Annotated in this window: 14 protein-coding genes; 5 read left to right on the top strand and 9 right to left on the bottom strand. The window is 48.0% G+C overall.

Going from position 1 to position 14,723, the window contains the following annotated elements; translation table 11 throughout:
- Positions 1-96: 96 nt before the first annotated feature.
- On the bottom strand, positions 97-1,455 hold the full coding sequence (locus tag PTW35_RS19115; protein WP_281028534.1) for an adenylosuccinate lyase family protein: 1,359 nt from the start codon (positions 1,453-1,455) through the stop codon (positions 97-99).
- A gap of 10 nt (positions 1,456-1,465) precedes the next feature.
- The gene (gene dcuC, locus PTW35_RS19110; protein ID WP_281028533.1) at positions 1,466-2,827 is read right to left on the bottom strand and encodes a C4-dicarboxylate transporter DcuC; all 1,362 of its coding nucleotides are present in this window, start codon (positions 2,825-2,827) and stop codon (positions 1,466-1,468) included.
- Between the two features lie 280 nt (positions 2,828-3,107).
- Between dcuC and PTW35_RS19105 the strand changes: the two genes are divergently transcribed.
- The 3 genes from PTW35_RS19105 (at position 3,108) to PTW35_RS19095 (ending at position 6,217) form a co-directional block, all read left to right on the top strand.
- The gene (locus tag PTW35_RS19105) at positions 3,108-4,058 is read left to right on the top strand and encodes a MurR/RpiR family transcriptional regulator (RefSeq protein WP_281028532.1); all 951 of its coding nucleotides are present in this window, start codon (positions 3,108-3,110) and stop codon (positions 4,056-4,058) included.
- Between the two features lie 280 nt (positions 4,059-4,338).
- Positions 4,339-4,749, top strand: coding sequence for a hypothetical protein (locus PTW35_RS19100; RefSeq protein ID WP_044621492.1), 411 nt, complete (start codon positions 4,339-4,341; stop codon positions 4,747-4,749).
- Positions 4,750-5,044: 295 nt separating this feature from the next.
- Positions 5,045-6,217, top strand: a complete 1,173-nt coding sequence (locus tag PTW35_RS19095) for a cation:proton antiporter (RefSeq protein WP_039461792.1) — start codon at positions 5,045-5,047, stop codon at positions 6,215-6,217.
- 6 nt (positions 6,218-6,223) lie between these two features.
- Here PTW35_RS19095 and PTW35_RS19090 read toward each other — a convergent pair whose 3' ends face one another.
- The 3 genes from PTW35_RS19090 to PTW35_RS19080 form a co-directional block, all read right to left on the bottom strand.
- On the bottom strand, positions 6,224-6,958 hold the full coding sequence (locus PTW35_RS19090) for a hypothetical protein (protein ID WP_281028531.1): 735 nt from the start codon (positions 6,956-6,958) through the stop codon (positions 6,224-6,226).
- Between the two features lie 203 nt (positions 6,959-7,161).
- A complete protein-coding gene (locus tag PTW35_RS19085; protein WP_044621494.1) occupies positions 7,162-8,385 on the bottom strand; it encodes an efflux RND transporter periplasmic adaptor subunit in 1,224 nt (407 codons plus the stop codon).
- Positions 8,378-8,764 carry a hypothetical protein gene (locus PTW35_RS19080; RefSeq protein ID WP_044621495.1) on the bottom strand — a complete coding sequence of 129 codons (387 nt, stop codon included), beginning with the start codon at positions 8,762-8,764 and terminating at the stop codon, positions 8,378-8,380. The genes PTW35_RS19085 and PTW35_RS19080 overlap by 8 nt, the downstream gene beginning before the upstream one ends.
- Positions 8,765-8,973: 209 nt before the next feature.
- Between PTW35_RS19080 and PTW35_RS19075 the strand changes: the two genes are divergently transcribed.
- Positions 8,974-10,014: an AraC family transcriptional regulator gene (locus tag PTW35_RS19075; RefSeq protein ID WP_281028530.1), complete on the top strand. Its 1,041-nt coding sequence runs from the start codon at positions 8,974-8,976 to the stop codon at positions 10,012-10,014.
- Between the two features lie 65 nt (positions 10,015-10,079).
- Here the strand turns inward: PTW35_RS19075 and PTW35_RS19070 are convergent, their stop codons facing one another.
- The 4 genes from PTW35_RS19070 to PTW35_RS19055 all read right to left on the bottom strand — a co-directional run bounded on the left by PTW35_RS19070 (position 10,080) and on the right by PTW35_RS19055 (position 13,280).
- Positions 10,080-10,544, bottom strand: a complete 465-nt coding sequence (locus PTW35_RS19070) for a hypothetical protein (protein ID WP_281028529.1) — start codon at positions 10,542-10,544, stop codon at positions 10,080-10,082.
- 177 nt (positions 10,545-10,721) lie between these two features.
- Entirely contained in the window at positions 10,722-11,231 is a 510-nt protein-coding gene (locus PTW35_RS19065; RefSeq protein ID WP_039464367.1) for a porin family protein, read from the bottom strand.
- Between the two features lie 388 nt (positions 11,232-11,619).
- Positions 11,620-12,198: a porin family protein gene (locus PTW35_RS19060; RefSeq protein ID WP_281028528.1), complete on the bottom strand. Its 579-nt coding sequence runs from the start codon at positions 12,196-12,198 to the stop codon at positions 11,620-11,622.
- 161 nt (positions 12,199-12,359) lie between these two features.
- Positions 12,360-13,280, bottom strand: coding sequence for an AraC family transcriptional regulator (locus PTW35_RS19055; protein ID WP_281028527.1), 921 nt, complete (start codon positions 13,278-13,280; stop codon positions 12,360-12,362).
- A gap of 251 nt (positions 13,281-13,531) precedes the next feature.
- Here PTW35_RS19055 and PTW35_RS19050 point away from each other — a divergent pair, with 251 nt between their 5' ends.
- The gene (locus tag PTW35_RS19050) at positions 13,532-14,683 is read left to right on the top strand and encodes an iron-containing alcohol dehydrogenase (RefSeq protein WP_281028526.1); all 1,152 of its coding nucleotides are present in this window, start codon (positions 13,532-13,534) and stop codon (positions 14,681-14,683) included.
- The last annotated feature ends 40 nt before the right edge of the window (positions 14,684-14,723 follow it).

Genomic DNA, 14,723 nt, shown 5'->3' with positions numbered 1-14,723 from the left:
GCAAGTCACGTAATGTGAAATGAAAGTTGAGGAGCTTAATCAAGGCGAGGAGCCTGCATGAAGGCACAAGCTCCTTAGCAATACTAATAGACTAACTTAACCCACTACCTGACGATATTGTGCAATCGTCTCGTCGATAAGCGCCTCATTGCAACCGAGGTAATGTTGCGGCTTGCAGGCCTCATCAATTTCTTGCGGTGATAGCATGGCACAAACCGCCGCGTCTTGTTTCAGTACCTCTGCCAGACTTCCCTCTGCGGGTGCCTTCGCAATGGCGGCTTGTACCCTGCGATAGCCTTCGCCTCGGCCGGCTTTATCGGCCACTTTCATCATCACCGCTTCCGACATGATAAAGTTGCGGGAGGCTTCGAAGTTGTCACGCATCCGCTGCTTGTTGACGACAAGGTTCGCTACCAACCGCAGGGCCCGTTCCAGTGCAGTGGAGACCGCCAATGACGACTCCGGCACCAAACTCCAGTTCAGCACCCGCATCGAGGCAGAACGGACATCATGCTGATCCATCAGGTTTGGCGCACTGCCAGCGTACATCCAGCCCATACGCGATAGGGTTTGGATCATATTGGCGGCTCGCGGGTTGGCTTTGTGCGGCATGGTGCTTGAGCCACCGCCAGCCTCGCCTTCTCGAACCTCCGCAATCGAGGCCCGCCCCATGGTTTCGGTATCGTTGGCGATCCGGCACAGGGTGCCGTGCACCAATGCAAAGAACTGGATCAGCTCGGCAATATTATCCAAACTGGCATTAGCCAGCCCTCTAGGCTCAGTCAGACCAAGAGCAGAAAACAATCCACTTCGCACCGCCAGCCCCTGCGGACCAATCGACGATAGGTTACCCACCGCCCCGCCGTACATGCCGGTGATTGCACGCGGGTATAGCTCATCAAGACGAACAATGTGCCGGGTCACTTCCTGCAAATAACTGCTTACCTGCAGCCCCCAGGTGGTTGGCAAGGCGTCCATCGCATTGGTCCTCGCCACCATCACGGTTTGCTTGTGGGTAAGGGCCATGCCTTCAAGCTGATCGCCCAAACTAACTAGCTGGGTACGAACCAAGTCCAGCGTTTGCTTTACCCGCATTGCCAAGCTGGTATCCAGCAAGTCCTGGGTTGTACAGCCCCAGTGCAGGTACTTTTTAACGTAATCATCACCTTGCTCTGTGAGCTGATCAACCAAAGGTTTGATTGCCATGCCGACCGACTGGGTATCCTGCGCCAACCGAACCCAGTCGATATTGCCGGTAACACAAACCTGCTCTATCGAGGTGACAGCCTGCTGCGGAATGAGCCCAAGTTCAGCCTGAACCCTGGCAATACTGCTCTCGAAAGTTAGCCAAGTTTGGATAAGGTTATCGTCAGACCATATCCGCTTCATATCCTTTTGGGTAAAAAGCGGGGAATAAAGGGTTGAGTCAAAAACAGAGACATTTGAACCGGGCATATACTTCATCCTAAGCGCCAATAAATGTAATGAGAAGAACGGTCAGCAATCCCCCCATCATTGGAATTGCGGTACGCTTGACCAACTCCGTTGGTGGGATACCAGCCACTCCAGCGCAGGCAATAACGACACCGGCAACAGGCGAGAAGGAACGGAAAATACCCGCTGATAGCTGCATTGGCAGTGCCAAAGCGGCAGTAGAGACACCAACTTGAGTGGCGACATCCGGTGCCAAGTTCGAAAAGCTGAAGAAGGCCGCATTGCCTGAGCCTGACAGAAGTGCGGTAATACCGATTATGGCAACCAGCATACTCACCATCATAGTGTACCCAAAGCCAAGGTGTGCCGCTAAACCCAGCAGGCCGGAAATAAACCCAATAGCCTTTAAACCTACCACAAAAGTCTGTGCCGCAATAATCAGCGATACCACCCCTGCAAACACATCCCCCATCCCCTGAAGGTACACCTTGAGAGAGGAAGCGACGGCTCTACCGTCTTTCGAATAGATATAATCGCACAGCATAGCGACGGCCAAGCTAATAAACATGGCGGTCACCACATCGATTTTAATTGCGGTGATCGCGAACTTACTGAACGTCAGCAGCAAAACTAAAGGCAAGGCTGGAAGAATAGCAAACCACAGCGGAGCTTCGCGCGCGGTATCTTCCTTGGTATTAAGCTCGTAGTTAACGCCTTTTTTTGCATCACGCTTGTCAAACCATTTCTGACACACAAAATGCAGCACGGCGATAACCACAGCCGTACAGATTCCCACAAAGAGCTGGTGCTGAATAAAATACGAAGCCGCATCAATGCCAATCACTTCTGCCGCCTTGTTCGATGCACCGGAAGCTGGCCCCAAGTCAAGACAAGCGGTCGTCGCCAGCACGGCGGCAACCGATGCCGGTGTACAGCCAATACCTACCAATACCGGATACAAGGCAACAAGCAGCAACATAGCCAAACCAACCGCACTCGGTATGAACACATTGAGGAACTGCCCCAGGATGTAGGTCAGCGCCAGAATCACATACGGGTTGTTGATCGCCGAAAGCGGCTTGGTAGTAACTTTCACCAACGCATTGGCCGCACCGATATGGCCCATATACTTGGAAAAGCCGCCAACAGCCATGATGATCAACCCCAACTTGGCCAATGTGGATGAGCTAATTGATTGGATCACCAAGAAGAAGTCCACGACTGTGGCGCCAGAGCTATTGACCCCTTTGGGCAAAAATTCAGAGCCGCCAGCAACAGCGCCAATAATCATCATCAAGATACCCGAGCCAAACAGCACAGCCTGAGTGTTGTATTTCTTCACTATCAAATAACCTGCACCAAAAACAATGGGCAGTGCGAGTAGAGCAACCATAGACATAACCTTTTTCGATATTATTCATTCAGGTCATCTTGGCGTGACAGGTATAAAAGCGACATGGGAAGTGAATATTCTCAGCCCAAAGTGTGAGAAGATTAATAATCTTCCCGTTTTAATGTTGATAGCCATCCCCTTGCTCGACTCGCAAGGAGCTTCCAGCTTGATCCCTGCCGTGAGCGCACTGAAGAAAGCGGTGAAACTGTAATCCAGATCACACAAACATATAAAGGTTTATCGATGAGGACACCGCCTTTGCATTGCGATGAGAAACGATGTGAAATGTGATTTCCCATCGAACTTTATTTGTCATGACAGTATGAAAGACAACCTTGATCTGAAAACATATAAGCAGCTCGCTGAGCAGTTGAAGCCTTTTACAGAATCAGAAACCAACCTTCACAATTATATTGTCACTCATTTTGAAGAGCTGACTTACTACGGCATCATCGACCTCGCTCAAAAAGCCAAAATAAGCAAGGCGACCATAGGCCGATACTTGAACAAGCTTGGTTTCACCGGCTACGCTGCCTTCAAAAGAGCACTCAAAAAAGATCCCGGTTTAAATACGATTGTCTCCCCCATCGATGCCAGCAAAGCCAGCAAAGCCAGCAAAGCCAGTAAATCCAAAGCAACAACTTTGCCGATAGATACGAAAGATGAAGTCCAGCGCTACGTTGGCAACGTCAGCAAGCTTATCGAGCAATTCTCCCATGAGCTCAACGTCAGGGAGCTTGAGCTCCTAGCCGCATTAATTGCGGATAAAAATAGAACCATCTATGTCGTTGGCCCGGCTTCATCACGAGCATTGGCTATTCATTTCTCAACCCTATTGAAATACAGTCGCGCTGAAGTCGTATTGCTGCCACTTGATAGGGGCGAATTACCCAAAGCTCTTCTCGGGGTTAAACAGCAAGATGTTTTAGTCGCCTTTTCGTACTATCGGTTCAACCCTGTGGTTATCGATATCACTCGGTTCTTCAACAGTAAACAGGCCCATGTCACTGTGATCACTAACACCCAGTCCAACCCGTATGGTAAATACAGCAACATGCAGTATGTCTTGCCCAGTGATGTTGACTCAATTTTCCACAGCCGCACTATCGGGTTCTTGTTTATCGAGTTACTGCTGTTTCTGGTACAGAAGCAAACGGAAGGAGATGATAACTTTGAAGAATTAGAAGGGTTATTCAAGTTCTTCGGCACTTTCTCCTCGATTGATTTTTGATGAAACAAGACACAATTATCCATACAACAATCACTGTACACACCTCTATGAACAACCCCTACAGATAAAAGTCGCACTGTTTTTAACAGTGCGATGAGGTTGAATACAAAACGGCCCCCAACAAAGCGAAATTAGATGATTTTTAATACGGCCAGGTACGGTTTAACCAAACTCTGACAGGGCTGCCTGTTCAATTCGCACCAACATATATAGAGTGAATGCAAGTTGTATATTACCCAATAAAATCATTAATTTACATGCATGCACTAAGGTGTTTTCAATGAGAAGTTTATTACTTTTATTTACCCTGATTCTTACTTTCAGCCAACCGGCCTTCGCCAAAGACTGGGAGCATTTAGCCGAGCGCCGTGTTACCTACCGAGAGGATACCGACCGGGTAAATATCAACCGGCATAATCGCGATATTCGCCAGGTGCGCCTCAAGTCCAAGCAAGGCATTATTAATATGGAATCTATCACTTTACACTTTCGGGACGGCAGTCAAATAGTCACCGACGACCTAGGCATTCTCTTGAAAGGAAAAACCAGCCGCGCCATCTCAGTCCCCCGTCACCAGGCCCGTAACCTGAGACAAATTACCTTCAAGTACAAAAGTGTCGGCAATAAAAAAACAGATCTGGCAGGAATGACCAAGCGTGGCATTGTCGAAATACAGACCAAACGGCGCTAATTGCCAGGCCGTTAATTTCTTGAACCATATAGCTAACGAGAAATGAAAAAAAAAGCGGGCACCAGCCCGCTGCAAATTAAGCCTAATCAAGCAACATCCATATTGCTTAGAACCATTACCCAACCAACAATACAGAACGACGTACCATAAATCAAGTAAGTCAACGCACACATTTCCATCAACAACTGCAATCCACCGCACTAAATGCAACTAAACGCTTAGGCGCAACATAACAACTTAGGCCAAACTTATGTGACACCATGTTGTAGGGATTTTCTCATGGGGTCGAACCGGTATGCCGATTGATCTAGCACCGATAATCTTTGAACTATGTGCGATTATTATCAGCGCAGCTATCCTCGGTACGCTTTTTTTATATGCCAGCCAACCCATTATCCTGGCCTACATTGCAGCCGGTGTTATTATCGGCCCCCACGGCTTCAACCTAGTCCCTCACCCCGAGCACATCACCCAAATTGGCAATATTGGCGTCATCTTGCTGCTATTCCTCATCGGCCTCAACCTGCAGCCCAACAAGCTACTTAACCTGTTCAAAGAGAGTGCGATCATTACGCTCGGTACCTGCGCTTTCTTCTTTACCATCACCCTTTTGTTCTGCTTGGCAATTCAACTGTCGCTGCTCGATGCAGTGATCTGCGCAGCAGCATTGATGTTTTCCAGTACGGTCATTGGCTTGAAGTTAATACCAACAACGACGTTGCATCATCAGCGGATGGGTGAGGTGATCACCAGCATCTTGCTGGTCCAGGACATCATCGCGATCAGTGTGATTATCTTTCTCAATATGAATAGTGGCAACGCCATGTTGGTCGGCTTTTTATTGATGCTGGGGAAGTTCGTCGCGATCTGTACGTTGGCATTCATTGGCGTGCGCTATATTATCTTTCCCCTTTTCAGAAGGTTCGACGTGATACAGGAATACAGCTTCCTGGCAACCCTCGCGTGGTGCTTCTTCTGGGCTGAACTAAGCCACCAGGTGGGTTTATCTTATGAAAGCGGAGCGTTCATTGCCGGGATTTCGATTGCGACCAGCCGGGTATCCCAAGCGATTTCTGTCCATTTAAAGCCGCTGCGTGAGTTCTTCCTGATCTTGTTCTTCTTTGCTATTGGCGCAAGGATGAATTTCAGCGACTGGAATATCTATACCTTCTTTGGCCTGGCATTTGGCGCATTGCTGGTGGCTATCAAATACTGGGGGTTCGCCTTTGCATTGAAGCTCGCTCGGGAAAAACCCACAATGCAACATGAACTGAGCGCTAGACTCAGCCAAGCCAGTGAGTTTTCCTTTCTGGTTGCCTATGCCGCCATGATCAGCGGCATATTGTCGATAGAAGCCACCCTGTTTATCCAAATGGCCACCATAACCACCTTTATCATCTCGACCTACTGGGTGGTAAACCGCTTTCCCACCCCAATCTCTACGGTCAAGAAACTCCGCAAAGATTAGCCGGCCTCATTGCCCCCTCCCGGAGCCATTCCCGCCGGCAAACGGCCTAGTCGCCTGCAGCACGATCCCGCCGGTATTGAATGTAATATGTATCATGGTTAGGCGTGCAAAGTCTTTCTGCAACGCCTTGTTCGCTAACCAACCGTCAACACTGCTGATACCTGTTTTGAGGGCTCGCTGAAAACTGCGGTTATCAACCAGAATAAACGTTCGGGCAGCGGAGAAATCCGCCTGATTGACCAGGGTGAATAGCTGGTCATCAAGCTTCTGCTGATCCACCTCCTTGAAACCTGCTAGCACATCCAACGTCTTATCACCGACGGTTACTTTGGCAAAGACATAGTGCTGGCGGCGCAAGCCTGCAAGTACCGCGTTGTAATTGGCCAATGACATATCAAGGGTATATTCCATCCGGTTGACGGCCCCGTCAGCGATGAAGGCGGTCAGCAAGCCACCTTCGGCATTGAACAAATAGGTCTCATCAAAACAAAACGCATCGCCTTCCTGCTCGATACTTTCGGCGTCATTACCCTGATATAAGGCTGAGCAATCAAAGCCCTGAGGTAGCGAGCGGACATGACTGACCGAGTCGCCAAAATCAATATCGTGAAGTAAAACCGTCGCAAGGGCAGCAGGAGAGAACAAAGTAAAAAACACGCTCTGAATAAGCAGGTAGCAGGACAGCTTGATGCGGGATAACGCAAGGTATTGGATATTGGTATCCAGGGACAGAAAAGACATGATCAACACTCCATGTATCGTCCCGATTATATACCAGACAAAAAAAAGGCTGCAATTCCTTAGCCTAGCAGAATTGCAGCCACTACGGTCAGCATTAACGTAGTAAAAAGTGGGATAACTCAGCTTCGGAGAACCTTGTTATCCCAGAGCGGTAATCGGTATTTAGCTCATTTGTATTTGTTATGTCGCCGTTAAAGCTTGTGTTACATCGACCAGATGAAGTAAATCTGGGATTTCATGCGGATGATAATGCCGCGAATAACATCTAAGAAAGCCAAGAAGTCAATCGGCTTTTCTGCACTTATCCACGCTAGGCCAACCGAGCCAACCGGAATGTCATAGTCGCCAGGCTCTGTCAGCTTCAAGCGGACAAAATGGTGTTTATTCAGCGCATTTTTCCCTGTCATCTGGCGAACATTGTCATCTCTTGCCAGCAAGCTCCCCTGGGCCTCGCCAGTCGCTTCAATAATGCCCTCAACCTCAGCACTGAACACCTTGCCCGGATAGACCGGAGAAGCAAACTCCGCTTGCTGCCCGACCTTCACATTTCGGATCGCCTGGTGGTTTACCCGCATCAAGACATACTTTTCGTCGGTATACATCTGGATCCGCGGCATCACACCGACATACTGGCCTTCGCGCATAATAAAGTTAGTCAGGTAGCCATCCGCAGGTGCATACACCCGAGTGTTATCCAAATTCCACTGCGCCTGGGCAACATCTTCCAGTTTGTTGGCCACATCCACTTTGCGGCTTTCGACAGACAGCCCCGCTTTCTCGAAGTCCAGCTTGGCACGATGTGCCGACACCTTGGCTTTATCGAGCTGAGATTGCAGCGTCACAAGTTTGGTCCTTGCAACATCCACCGCAGTTTGCTGCTCATCCATCTGAGTCTCGGTAATAGTGTGCTTAACGGCCTTGTTCTGTTTCTGGTAGCGACGTAGCGTCGTTTCTTTCCATTCCAAATCTTCCCTGGCAGCTTCAATTTCATTGGAAGCGATCTCGATATCTTTAAGAGCCGCGTAGTGGTTTTGCTCTGCGATGAGCACATCTTCTTGCGAAATGGACAGCGCGACGTTGGCCGAATCCAACTGAGTCTGGGCTTTATTGAGGGCAATCTGGTATTGCTCGTCATCCAGGGTGTAAACCAACTGCCCTTTCTTCACCTTCTCGTTGGGACGAACCAAAATCTCGTCCACATGTCCTTTGATTTTGGTCGACCCCGGGCGCAGCTGAATATGCGGTGACTGAACAACCGAGCCGCCAGACATATCCATCGGCGCAAAAGTGATCAATCCAATCCAGACAAATACCAACCAGCCTGCACCACCAAGATAGGAAAATGCTTTGGTAAATTTATTCCAGGGCATCCCCACGAGACGCAGGAGATAGATAAAGAGTGCCCATACCGCTAAACCCTCAAGCATTCTCAACCTCCTCGTTAGCCATGTTCACAGACTCAGACGCTGAAGACTTACAGACCGCAGGAGTCGGCCCTGAGGGTTGTTGGGTATCTTTTTCTTTCCAGATATCGCGAATATGGCGAAGCGCTTGCTCGCCATCGACAAAGGCAATAATGACCGCGACAACCCATACCCAGTGCCAGATAAATCCAATCCAAGTCAGCGCTGTTATCAGCCCCAACTGATGATGTTCATTCTTGTGTGCTTTTTGTATCGGCAATTCATGGATACGCCAAAATCCATACACGGCTGCAGCTATGGATCCAAATAGAACCACAGCGGCAACAACGTGAAGCGCAGTATCGACTCCGCTGTCGACAAAAGGCATGCTGACGAGACTCATTACAGTTCCCCAATTCACTTACGCATAATCAATAAGCAGGTGCCCAGTCACATATCAAAGCTGTGAAAGAGATTTGCTTTTTTTTTCAGTTTGTTTTTATGGGTGTGATTATGTAAGAAATAGTGACAGGCATCACAACATTGGATATATTGAATCAACAGGTAGCTTCATTTAATACAATCAATCCATTTAGATATAAGGCTGTACCGATGCCATTGCCTGAATCACAATTCCAAGCAGCCTTTGTTCGCTCTATTTTCTTCAAACCGTTTATTCGTGCCCTTGACAAGCATTACGGGATAACACCCGACGATTTGGGCGTACCGCTTAAATTGCTCAATGAGCCCATGACCTTGGTACCATTTTCCGATCTCAACCAAAAAATGGCAGAACTAGAAGCGGTGCTTGGTGATCAGGCTTACCTCAGTCGAATGGCGAGAGACCTCAATTTCAGTAATATGGATCATCTTGGCGAATGGTTTCTCTCAACCCCGGAGCTTGCCCTCTCCTTTCGCCGGATCAATTACGGTACTTCTTGCCTGCAGTCTGGCGCGAGCTTTCACGGTGAATTATCGGGCAAGATCATCAAATGGACCTATGACAACCACTTCTCTTCCGGGCGAGGGCGGTTTCAGGACAGTTTGCGCATAGCGGCGATGTTCACCAATACCTTACGCTACTTTATGGGAGAGAGTTATCACCCGTTAACCGTCGAGCTAAGCGGTCCACCTTGCGGTAACGGCGAGTTAGAAACGTTTTTCGGTGCCGATATCCGCTGGAATGCACCATCAACCCGGGTATGGTTAGATATCTCTATCTTGGAGCACGGCAATACCTTCCCATTTGAAGTTACTCGTCCGATGATGCTGACTAACCTTGAGCTCGATGAGTTCCTCAATATGCCACAGCCCCATGACGCAGCCAAAATGATGTATGAGATGATCAACTACTCGCGTTTCTATGGGTATCCTAGCTTAGACTTTGTTGCACAGCGGTTCAACTTGTCCAGACAGCAACTCCAGCGCCGTCTCCACCAGTTTGGCTGGAGCTTCAGCACTATCACTAGCTATGTTCTGTGCAATCAAGCCATCAAATATATGCAAGCTGATTTAAGCATCAAGGACATCGCAAGAGAGCTCGGCTATAACAATGTCCAAAGTTTTAGCAAGGCCTTCCAACGCCAGCGGGGACAAACACCGACCCAGTATAAAGAAAAACTGATGGAGAGAAGCCGCAGCAGAAGGCTGTAGCAAACAACGGGCAGACTTATACCCAAGACCCCATGGCACCTGGGTATTGAAAGAATGGTGACAACCTAAGTTCGGCGGGAGCAATTAAGAGTAAAGCGCTGATCGGGAGTGATATGATGGCGCATGATAAAGTCGGCCCGATTATCACTCTCAAACTGGGGTTGGAAAAAAATACGATAGCCGAGCAAGTCACGCCGTGCATCGCTATCAAACGGATTAACGTTGTTGATATCAACCATAAGATCCCGAGACAGATGAATCGGCTTCAACACATAATCCAGCCCGTTGTGGAAAAAGCTATAGTCGACAGCCAACTTAAACTCAAGCTGGACTTGATTGTTCTCTGAACGTCTTAACCACTCTTCGGAATGGATAGTACCGTCTGGCATAAATTGATATGAGGTGGTCTCCCTCATGTTATCCGGCGTATCTGGGCGTTGGCACAACCAGGTACCGCCTTCAAGTTGGGCGGCGCATACAGGCGTAACCAAGATACAGCCCAACATTAACCCCACAGCCTTAAGTTTCATCCTTGAATCCTGACTTATACACTCTAATACAATTAGTTATAGCAGCATCTATATCAACAAGATAGTGAATTTATAACCCAGCATCCTTACCGCTTGCCTGGCATAACAATACACAAAGGGGAAAGCTCTCGCTTTCCCCTTTGTCATACTCAAACGGAGGCGCTATCGCTCACGCAATTAGAAGCGGTAGTCAACCGACCAGACGACTTGCTGAGAGTAGTCGATCTTGGTGTCGTTCTTGCTGTAATCCTGGTCTAGGTAGCGGTAAGTCAAGTCGGTCGACCAGTTGTCATTGATTTCAAACATTGCACCCACTTGGCCACCCCAGACGAAATCTGTTGAGCTGCTACCGCTGATCTTGCTGTCAGACACACCAGCAGACACACCGGCAAATAGGTTCACCTTCTGGTGAACTGGCATAAGGTAGTCGTATGATGCCAAGAACATATTCTGTGATGACTTGTCCATGTAGCTGTACGTACCCATAACACGGTGATGATCGTTCATGATGGCACCACCACGTAGCTGGTAAGTTGCATCTTCACCGTTTTGGGCATTGGCACCTTTTACGTTATCTTCCTGGTAACCCACACCGCCACCCACGAACCACTGAGTATCAGCGGCGAATGCTGGAGATGCTGCCATAACTGCCAATGCCAACGTCGAGATTGCTGTGATCTTTTTCATGTTTGTCTCCTTGGACTTCCTAGCTTCATTAATGCGCTATTTTCTAATGTGCCGGATAAGTCTTATATAATTTGTCTGTTCGCTAATTAATATACTGCTATTTGCTGAACGTAAACTTAAAATATAAAACATTGTTTTTTGCCTTAATCAAGGCTGAACAAATAATGTAAACACTCAATAAAAGCCCTTAAAAAATTAAGATAAATATTCATCAATAATTACTTTTTGATTAATAATCACTAAAAAACATAAGGATACAAAATATAACAACATGTATTTAAATGAATTTACTGAGAAAGTAAAACAAAAGCTGAATATGGAAGAAATAGTTATTGAAAATAAAAAAGGAGAGCTATTTGCCCTCCTTTTGCTATTCGTTCAGCTTAAATTAAAATTTGTAATCTACAGACCAGACAACTTGTTGAGTGTAGTCAACTTCATTACCTAGCTTGTCATAGTCTTGATCAAGTAGACGGTAAGTTAAGTCAGTCGACCAGTTATTATTGATCTTATATTGTGCACCGACCTGACCACCCCAAACAAAGTCTGTAGAGTCAGCCGTAAAGCCGGTAGCCTTGTTTTTGAATTCATTATCCGCAAAACCAGCAGACACACCGGCAAAAAGATTAATATTTTGGTGAACAGGGATCAGATAATCATACGAGGCCAAGAACATGTTTTGAGTCTGCTTGCGCTCGCCCAGCAAGCCATTTACATCATCACTGAAGTAGCTGTAAGTACCCATCACACGGTGTTGATCGTTAATTACCACACCACCACGCAGCTGGTAAGTCATACCTTCAGCATTCTTGGATGATGTCAGTTGCGAATTACCAAAGTCTTGCTTAACCGCATCATTTTGATAACCGACACCACCACCGACAAACCAATCTGTTGTGTTAGCCAATACAGGAGCAGCCGCAAAAGTAGAAAGAAGAAGGGTTGATACTACTGCATACTTTTTCATGAGTGATTTCCTTGAATTAAATGTTATATCGCGGCAGCTGTTCTCTCTGCCGTTTGGATAATGAACACTGTACACAATAAAACTGAACCCAACCTGAAAATAGAAAACACTGTTTTATTTGTAATTATTTGTTTCTGGAAGCAAGAAAACACTTAACTTTTTCAAGACAGTCCGATATGAGAAGCCTGACTTGGCGGTACGCCAAAATAGCGCTTAAACTCGCGACTGAACTGGGTTGGGCTCTCATACCCTACTCTCAAGGCAGCAACATTGGCTGGCATACCCTCTTGCGACATTAGGGTTTTTGCCTTGTTGAGCCGTATTTTCTTTATGTATTGCAACGGAGGATCGGTAACGACCTGCTTGAAAGCGCGATGAAAGGCCGAGACACTCATCCCGGCCATGTCTGCCAACTCGTTAATCGCCAACTTCTGATCGTAATGTGACTGGACATGGGAGATCACCCGGCTCACCCGTGACAACGCACTATCTTGCTTACAATATTGCGCCAGCAAATACCCCTGCTCACTTTTAAGCAATTGGTAATAGAACTCACGCAATAACTGTTGGCCCAGCACGCGGGCATCTAGCGGATCTTTCAGGCACCCCAAAAGGCGACACAGGCAATCTCGAATTTCAGGGGTGATTTTCGTCACCGCTACACCGCGGCCATTATCCTGAGCTTTTGGCATTTCGCTATGCTGGTGCTGCTCGAGTGCATCGACAAGCTCTTGAATAATGGTGAGATCAAAATCAATATCCAAACCGATTAACGGCGCTTCGGGCGAGGCAAAAGTTTCGCAGGCAATAGGATATGGCGTTGCCACAATCAGGCAATGGTCAGTGTCATACTCAAAGCGGTAATCATTCAAGTGACCAATTTTATTGCCCTGCAAGATGACGACTACTCCCTGCTGGTACATTTGTGGTGTCATCTTGTGATACTGGTTGATCCTAAACAGCCTGATCCCTGGAACCTCCAGCTCGACAATGCCTGAGTCTGCTCCTAAGCCATAGTAATCACACAGCTCTTCGCCTCTTTCTAGACACCTTTTAGAGACAGAACCTGCAACAGAATCCATTACCCTCACCTCGCCAATTACGTGCTCTGTGCACCTGAACCGTTAGATCAAACCACAGCTTTGACAAAAAAACCAGTTGGCAAGAAACATGGCAATCTTGGCTACTCCCACAATGGTTACCTTTCCGCCCCTGATAAAAAAGTAGTTTTAGGCAAGCATTAAACAGTTTTGAGCACGCCAGTTTGAGAAGCATTAGCATAGACTGTGCGTATTCCCTAACGACATAATACGACACACACTGGAGATACTTCATGGACAAGTTCACTTACCAGAACCCTACCCGTATTCATTTTGGCGAAGGCCAGATCGCAGCCATTGCCAGCGATATTCCACAAGATAAAAAAGTCTTGGTGATTTACGGCGGCGGTTCTATCAAGAAAAACGGTGTATATGAGCAAGTAGAGGCAGCCCTGAGCGAACATAACTGGGGTGAGTTTGCCGGTGTAGAGCCTAACCCTCAGTACGACACGCTGATGAAAGCAGTAGAAAAAATCAAAGCCGAAGGGTTTGATTTCTTGCTTGCCGTCGGTGGCGGTTCGGTGATCGACGGCACGAAATTCATTGCTGCGGCAGCCGCTTACCAGGGCGAAGACCCATGGAATATTCTGGCTCAGCAGCACCCGGTAGAAAGTGCCCTGCCACTGGCGTGTGTGCTGACACTGCCGGCAACTGGCTCAGAGAGCAACATGGGCTCGGTCGTTTCTCGCGGCAAAGACAAACTGGCGTTCATGTCCCCCAAAGTGCAGCCATTGTTCGCGGTACTGGACCCTACGACCACGCTGAGCCTGTCCCCTCGCCAGGTAGCCAACGGGGTTGTGGATGCCTATGTTCACGTGATGGAGCAGTACCTGACCTTCCCGGCCAACGCCAAGGTTCAGGACCGCTTTGCAGAAGGCCTGCTGCTGAACCTTATCGAAGAGGGACCCAAAGCCCTCGCGACTCCTGATGACCTCGATGTTCGAGCCAACATCATGTGGACGGCGACCCAGGCACTCAACGGTTTGATTGGTGTCGGTGTCCCACAAGACTGGACCACCCACATGATCGGCCATGAGCTAACCGGCAACTACGGTATCGATCACGCACGCACCCTAAGTATTGTTCTACCTGCGGTAATGAAAGAGCGCCGAGCTGACAAGGAAGGGAAGTTGCTGCAGTATGCAGAGCGCGTATTTGGTATCAATGAAGGTTCAAGTGACGAACGTATCGACCAAGCAATTGCAAAGACCATTGCTTTCTTCAAGCAGATGGAAGTACCGACAAGCTTGAGCGATGTTGAGCTCGGCACTGCCGATATCGATACCCTGGTCGCCAGCCTTGAAAAACATGGCATGAAAGCGCTGGGCGAGCGCGGCAATATTACCATCAAAGACAGCCGCGCCATTCTGGAAGCGGCCCTGTAAGTCATTGCTTAATAAAAAAGGGAGGCAACACGCCTCCCTT

The organism is Photobacterium sp. DA100 (genome assembly GCF_029223585.1).
Classification (GTDB): domain Bacteria; phylum Pseudomonadota; class Gammaproteobacteria; order Enterobacterales; family Vibrionaceae; genus Photobacterium.
Note: the sequence above shows the minus strand (reverse complement) of the source record. Positions and strands in the feature narration are given on the sequence as shown.

Excerpts from the sequence above, each read along its gene's own strand:
- PTW35_RS19115 (WP_281028534.1), bottom strand. The coding sequence starts at position 1,455 with ATGCCCGGTTCAAATGTCTCTGTTTTTGACTCAACCCTTTATTCCCCG.
- dcuC (WP_281028533.1), bottom strand. The coding sequence starts at position 2,827 with ATGGTTGCTCTACTCGCACTGCCCATTGTTTTTGGTGCAGGTTATTTG.
- PTW35_RS19100 (WP_044621492.1), top strand. The coding sequence starts at position 4,339 with ATGAGAAGTTTATTACTTTTATTTACCCTGATTCTTACTTTCAGCCAA.
- PTW35_RS19095 (WP_039461792.1), top strand. The coding sequence starts at position 5,045 with ATGCCGATTGATCTAGCACCGATAATCTTTGAACTATGTGCGATTATT.
- PTW35_RS19090 (WP_281028531.1), bottom strand. The coding sequence starts at position 6,958 with ATGTCTTTTCTGTCCCTGGATACCAATATCCAATACCTTGCGTTATCC.
- PTW35_RS19085 (WP_044621494.1), bottom strand. The coding sequence starts at position 8,385 with ATGCTTGAGGGTTTAGCGGTATGGGCACTCTTTATCTATCTCCTGCGT.
- PTW35_RS19080 (WP_044621495.1), bottom strand. The coding sequence starts at position 8,764 with ATGAGTCTCGTCAGCATGCCTTTTGTCGACAGCGGAGTCGATACTGCG.
- PTW35_RS19075 (WP_281028530.1), top strand. The coding sequence starts at position 8,974 with ATGCCATTGCCTGAATCACAATTCCAAGCAGCCTTTGTTCGCTCTATT.
- PTW35_RS19070 (WP_281028529.1), bottom strand. The coding sequence starts at position 10,544 with ATGAAACTTAAGGCTGTGGGGTTAATGTTGGGCTGTATCTTGGTTACG.
- PTW35_RS19065 (WP_039464367.1), bottom strand. The coding sequence starts at position 11,231 with ATGAAAAAGATCACAGCAATCTCGACGTTGGCATTGGCAGTTATGGCA.
- PTW35_RS19060 (WP_281028528.1), bottom strand. The coding sequence starts at position 12,198 with ATGAAAAAGTATGCAGTAGTATCAACCCTTCTTCTTTCTACTTTTGCG.
- PTW35_RS19055 (WP_281028527.1), bottom strand. The coding sequence starts at position 13,280 with ATGGATTCTGTTGCAGGTTCTGTCTCTAAAAGGTGTCTAGAAAGAGGC.
- PTW35_RS19050 (WP_281028526.1), top strand. The coding sequence starts at position 13,532 with ATGGACAAGTTCACTTACCAGAACCCTACCCGTATTCATTTTGGCGAA.